This window comes from Microbacterium sp. HMWF026, assembly GCF_003061325.1.
Classification (GTDB): domain Bacteria; phylum Actinomycetota; class Actinomycetes; order Actinomycetales; family Microbacteriaceae; genus Microbacterium; species Microbacterium testaceum_E.
Map to the genome: position 1 here is coordinate 1 of NZ_QAJB01000109.1, position 5,442 is coordinate 5,442.

The window sequence follows — 5,442 nt, forward strand, 5'->3', positions numbered from 1 at the left end:
GCCTTGGACCCACCCGACGGTGAACGTTCCGATACTCCGGGTGGCGTACTGGGGTGTGACCGCCATGAGCAGGACTCCCACGAGCGCCGGCACGCCGGCACGCAGAGTGCGACGCCCCGGTCTGAGGGCCTGCACGAGGGCGGCGCACACGCCCACGACGAGGAAGGTCACACCCGTCGTTCCCACCCAGGACGCCACTTCAGGAAATGGTCCCGACACTTGCGTCATTCCTACCCGTGCCCAGGGGAAGCCCGAGTACGGCCACATTCCGACAAGTACTTCCCGCGCGGCCCACAGGGCTGCTACCAGCGCGGGGATACCCAGCAGGTCTAAGGCCCCGCCGAGCCTACGTACCTTCACCCAACGGTAGGTGAGGGTGATGGTTATGCTGCTGACACCGATCAGGACTGTCTGCAGGGCGCTGAGGGCCAACCAGGGCACTGGTCCGAGGAATTGCGCCACCCATACGAGGTGGGCAAGGTTGAACACGGCCCCGAAGACGCAACCCACGACGAAGGAAGCGAGCGTGCCTCTTCCGAGGAGAGCCGCGAGCAGGATCGTCACGCTCACGAAAGCAAGCGGCCACCATCCGAGGTCCGGTGTGGCCGCATCCATCAGCAACCCCGCCGCTGCCGCCAAGGGCAACGCCGCCGTCACGGGCAAGGAATCCGTGCCGCTGGTCCACATAGAGGGCATGCGCAGCGCGCCGGTTGCCCCTCGAAGTGCTGTCATGCGGACCCGCCTTTCTCTAGACGGCGCAGGTACTCGTTGTACTCGTCGAGCTCTGGATCCCCGTGCGCGTCCGCCCATCTGCTTGCGGCGGCGTCACGAACGGAGTCGTGCCGGAACCACCGGTGCATCACGATCAGGATCATGATGAGTGTGGGCGCCTCGCCATAGGACCATGCAAGACCGCCGGCTACGCGTTGGTCCTCGATGGGGTCGATCCCTAGGGCAATGGTCGATTCAGCGAATGTTCCTACTACCAGACTGGTCGCCATCATGAGGAACACCCCGAAGAAGGCGTGCAACGCTGCCTCAGCGAAAAGGTCGAGTGCCCGTCCTCCGTGGCTCATGCGGACCGGTAGTGGATCTGTGGAGAGCACCGGGATGGTGAACAGGATCCCGCTGATCAGGAACGCCGATTCTAAGGCGGTGTGACCGCCGGGGAGGGCTAGGACGGGATCGAGCAGATCTGCGATGTACAGGCCGTAGAAGGCCGCGAGGTAGGCGGGTAATGCGACCCAGGGGCTTAGGGCCCATCTTGACCCTCGCCACCGCAACGCGCCGTGCGCCACTTTGAGGACACTTTTTCCGACGCCGCGGTGCGGGGTGGCACGCAGCAGAAGGGTTCCCGGGGAACCGAGCACGAGCAGCGGTGGGATGGCCATCATCAATGTCAGCTGCTGAAACATGAACACCGAAAGCAGGGCTTTGCCGTAGTCCTCTACAGCGAGGCCGGTGACGGCGGCGAGGGCTGCGCAGCCGGAGACGAAGCTCACCGTGCGCAACACCGACCACCGTCGATGCTGCCGCCACAGACGCAGCGCCCCGAGGAGGTAGATGGTGGCCATCACCGTTGCGGCGCCCGGCAAAAGGGTAAAGGGGTGCGCTGCGGGCAGCAGGTAGTCGCCAAGGTCGAGGGGGGCGTTCATAGCTGTGGACCTATCGTGGCTGCGCGGCCGTATTCGCCCGCTCACACACTTCTGTGTGAGCCTCCGCTAGGTGCTGGACCGCGCGGGCAAGCCCCGGGTCGTCTCCTCGGGCGAGGGCGGCGTACTCCACGTGGATCGTCGAGTCGGTTGTGGTCGCCGAGTGGTGGACTTTCACCCAGATTCGGCGGCGAGGTATGAGAAGTCCGGTGAACAGCCCGACGCAGGCCAGCACAGAGAACGCGAGGACCCAGCCGCTGCTGGGGTCGCGTTGGATCTGCAGGGACGCGAACCGTTTCACCGGAGCACCGTCGGCTTCCTCCCAGGTGATGGTGCCCCACCCGTTGGGCAGCGCACCGGTGGTACCGGGCCTGAGTTCAATGGATTCCTGTCCGGTGTTGCCGCCGGTGAGCTGGGTGAGTTGGTCAACTTCCAGGGCGTAGACGGAACGGGGGGTTCCATCGTCGATGCCCAGGTCGCCTGCGAATGCGTTGAGGGTGATGACGGGGTTGATTACGTCGGGGTAGATCGAGGTGGCGGCACCTGAGGGCAAGGTGTCCTGTGTGGGGTAGAAAAAGCCGATCAGCCCGAGCTGCTGCGGCAAGCCATCCGGAACTTTCACGACGCCTAGTGAGGTCATGTTGGAGTCTTGCGGGAGGAAGGGTAGTGAGTCGCTATAAACGATCTGACCTTCCGCGTCACGGATGGTGAGGGTAGGCGCGTAACCGTTTCCGAGGAGATGGATGCGGTCGGTCCCTACAGTGATGGGGTAGTTGACGACCACCCGCTCGGTTCGGTCGTCTGCTCCGGGGGATCTGATCGTGACGTTGGCGGCGAAGTCGCCCGCTTGCCCACCGCCAGGGGAGCCTGCTGGCTGGTAGGTGACGTCGAAACGGTCCAGCGTGAGGGAGTACGGCGTCAGGTTGGATCCGTCCGCGAAACGGCCGGGGTCGAAGGAGGAGAAGTCGCTGAGGGTGTTGACGAAGGTTGTCCCCTCCACCACGACGCGCTGGCCGGTGTAGGCGAACGCCTTGCCGACGACGACGGAGACGAGCACGCCGACCAGGGCGATGTGAAAGAGCAGGTTGCCGGTCTCGCGGAGGTACCCGCGTTCGGCCGAAACGGAGGTCCACCCCTTCCCGTCGTAGCGGCGGACGCGATAGCGACGCCGGGCGAGTTCTGTTTCGGCAAGATCCAAAGCTGCCGCGGGGGTGAGATGCTCGCCGGGGATGGCTCGCTCGAGGTGTTCGGGGAGTCGAGCGAACCGGATGGGTGTGCGCGGCGGTTGTCCTTTGAGAGCGCGGTAGTGGTGTTTCGCCCGCGGGATGACGCACCCGATGAGGGATACGAACAGCAGCAGATAAATGGACGAGAACCAGGGCGAGTAGTAAACGTCGAACAATCCGACGGCGTCGAGGAACGGGAACCACTCGGGGTTGTTGCGCTCCCATTGGATGACGCCGTTGGGGTCGGCGCCTCGTTGAGGAAACAGTGAGCCGGGTACTGCGGCCAGGGCGAGGGAGAGCAGGAGGATGAGCGCGGTGCGCATGCTGGTGAGCTGGCGCCATGTCCAGCGGAGCCACCCTTTGCCATCCAGCTTTACCTGTGGGCCGTCTTGATCGTTCGGGGCCCCGTCAGGATGGTCCGCCGGCCGCCGCGGGTCTGAATCGACGTGGCGGGTATCAGAGCGGGAGGGGGACATTGATTACCACCTGTTGCAGAAGTGACATGAGCGAGGTCCACACGCCCGTCACCATGAGCAGCCCGAGCAGGATGAGCACGGCGCCTCCGATGAGGTTGAGTGTGCGGATGTGAGTGCGGAGGACTGTGACGGACCGCGCAGCCCACCCCCATCCGAGCGCCAGTACGAGGAAGGGCACTCCGAGGCCGAGTGAGTAAGACAGACCGAGGAGCCCGGCTCGGGCGGGGTCACCAAGGTTCCACGACACGGACAGGATTGCTGCGAGTGTGGGGCCAATGCACGGTGTCCAGCCGACACCAAGTGAGAACCCGAGAAGCGGAGCGCCGACGAGCCCGGCTCGACGACGGAGGGTCGGACGCATGCCACGCTGTCCAAGCCGGATTGCGCCTGTGAAGACCAGCCCCAGGACGATGTTCACAATGCCGAAGACGCGGGTAAGGAGATCGGCGTAGCGCGAGAGCGCCACCCCGAAGAATCCCCCCAAGACGGTCACGGCGACGAAGACCACAGTAAATCCGGCGATGAAGAGCAGGACGCCTGCTACGAGCCGCGGGCGTGTGGTGACCGTCGTCGCACCGTCTCCTCCGGTTGTGGAGGTGGGAGGGGCGGCCACACCGCCGAGGTACCCGAGGTAGCCGGGCACCAGCGGTAGGACACAGGGCGATAGGAAGGAGATGAGACCGGCGACCAGGGCGAGGGGGATGGCAAGCCAGAGTGCGCCGTCGACGACGAGCGCCCCGGCGCTCATGGTCTCTCCGCCAGCGTGTCCGCGACGATGGTGGACAGGATGGACGCGCTGGGAAGTTGGCCGATGATGCGGGCGGCGAGGCGACCCTGGCGGTCCATTACGAGCGTTGTGGGTGTGGCCTGGATCGGGGTGAGTTGCGCGAAGGCGAGTTTCACCTGACCGTCATTGACGTCGATGACGCTGGGATAGGTGACGTTGTTCTCGCGCGCGAAAGAGAGTGCTGTCTCAGCTTGGTCGTAGGTGTTCACTCCGAGGAAGTCGACTTCCTCGTTCTGGAAGCGCAGAAAGACCTCCTCGAGCATGGGAGCCTCGACGATGCACGGTCCGCAGGCGGCGTACCAGAAGTTCACCACGAGCACCTCACCTCGGTAGTCGTCGCTGGTGACGGTTTCACCGGTTTCGATGACGCCTTCGAACTGAACGGGTTCGCCTCTGTCCGACGGGGCAATCTCGGCCACTTGGAAATTCCCATCGGAGAACGATGCGCCCGCGCCGGCGTCCGTTGTTTGGGTCGTGGCGGTGCAACCGCTCATCACGCCGACGATGATGAGCGCCGTGCCGAGGGCGAGGAGTTTGCGATTCATGCCCGCTCCCTCTTGATGATGGCTCCCGCGACAAGGAAGACGACTGCGGCTGCGGGTTGCGCCGCGGTCCAGACAACACCTTCAGCGGGGATGGGGAGCACCGGGTTCCATGCCACCGCGATCACAGCAAACACCGGCACCCACCACAGCTGCCGCTCCTGGTAGGCGAACGAGGCGACGATGAGCGCCAAGATTGCCACGATGAAGCGCACAAGCGTGAACCAGCCGCTGTCCAGCAGCGCTGGCGCCACGAACAGGGCGGCTGCGGCGATCAGACCGGGGGCGAGGGCGTTTCGTTGATACCGAGATGGCGTCTTGGTCTTTTTCATTGCTTGTCCTCCGGGGGAACCCCGAACGTGGGTGGTGTGGCAGGCGCGACCTTGGTGCCACTGTGGGCGCGTTGGCGGAGCATCAGCATCACTGCAACCGCTATCGCTCCAGCGGCGAGGAAGACGTCTGCCAAGTTGCCGATGAACAGACGCCCGTATGCAAGGAAGTCGGTGACGTGGCCGATTGCGAATCCTGGCGGCGACATGAAACGGTCGATGAGGTTGCCGACAGCTCCACCGAGGAATAGCCCCACACCACCCGCCCATCCCACCGTTCGCGCGCGGGCCGCCAGGACGAAAAGCCCGGCAACGGCTGCCACGCCTATCAAGGTGAGAACCCAGGTCATGCCCGAGCCCGTTCCCAGCACCGCGCCGGGGTTGAAGGCGAGTTGCAGACCGAATGCGTCCCCAATAATGGGCACCCGTC

At 64.7% G+C, this 5,442-nt stretch carries 6 protein-coding genes and 1 pseudogene; all 7 read right to left on the reverse strand.

Annotated features, from left to right (window positions below; genetic code table 11):
• Positions 1 to 810, reverse strand: a pseudogene (locus DBR36_RS05090) (apolipoprotein N-acyltransferase); the annotation flags it as partial.
• A complete protein-coding gene (locus DBR36_RS05095) occupies positions 729 to 1,655 on the reverse strand; it encodes a cytochrome c oxidase assembly protein (protein WP_076677849.1) in 927 nt (308 codons plus the stop codon). The gene DBR36_RS05095 and the pseudogene DBR36_RS05090, both read right to left, overlap by 82 nt.
• Positions 1,656 to 1,665: 10 nt before the next feature.
• Positions 1,666 to 3,201 (reverse strand): cytochrome c biogenesis protein ResB, encoded by a 1,536-nt coding sequence (locus tag DBR36_RS05100; RefSeq protein ID WP_278100885.1) that lies wholly within the window; start codon positions 3,199 to 3,201, stop codon positions 1,666 to 1,668.
• A 133-nt stretch (positions 3,202 to 3,334) separates the two neighbouring features.
• Positions 3,335 to 4,102, reverse strand: a complete 768-nt coding sequence (locus DBR36_RS05105; RefSeq protein WP_076677854.1) for a cytochrome c biogenesis CcdA family protein — start codon at positions 4,100 to 4,102, stop codon at positions 3,335 to 3,337.
• Positions 4,099 to 4,686, reverse strand: a complete 588-nt coding sequence (locus DBR36_RS05110; RefSeq protein ID WP_076677856.1) for a TlpA disulfide reductase family protein — start codon at positions 4,684 to 4,686, stop codon at positions 4,099 to 4,101. Before DBR36_RS05110 ends, DBR36_RS05105 begins: the two co-directional genes overlap by 4 nt.
• Positions 4,683 to 5,015: a DUF6804 family protein gene (locus DBR36_RS05115; protein ID WP_076677858.1), complete on the reverse strand. Its 333-nt coding sequence runs from the start codon at positions 5,013 to 5,015 to the stop codon at positions 4,683 to 4,685. The genes DBR36_RS05110 and DBR36_RS05115 overlap by 4 nt, the downstream gene beginning before the upstream one ends.
• Positions 5,012 to 5,442 (reverse strand): signal peptidase II (locus DBR36_RS05120; protein WP_108317858.1); only part of this gene is annotated, 431 nt, incomplete at its 5' end. The genes DBR36_RS05120 and DBR36_RS05115, both read right to left, overlap by 4 nt.

Coding starts and splice junctions, on each gene's coding strand:
- DBR36_RS05095 (WP_076677849.1), bottom strand. CDS start 1,655: ATGAACGCCCCCCTCGACCTTGGCGACTACCTGCTGCCCGCAGCGCAC.
- DBR36_RS05100 (WP_278100885.1), bottom strand. CDS start 3,201: ATGCGCACCGCGCTCATCCTCCTGCTCTCCCTCGCCCTGGCCGCAGTA.
- DBR36_RS05105 (WP_076677854.1), bottom strand. CDS start 4,102: ATGAGCGCCGGGGCGCTCGTCGTCGACGGCGCACTCTGGCTTGCCATC.
- DBR36_RS05110 (WP_076677856.1), bottom strand. CDS start 4,686: ATGAATCGCAAACTCCTCGCCCTCGGCACGGCGCTCATCATCGTCGGC.
- DBR36_RS05115 (WP_076677858.1), bottom strand. CDS start 5,015: ATGAAAAAGACCAAGACGCCATCTCGGTATCAACGAAACGCCCTCGCC.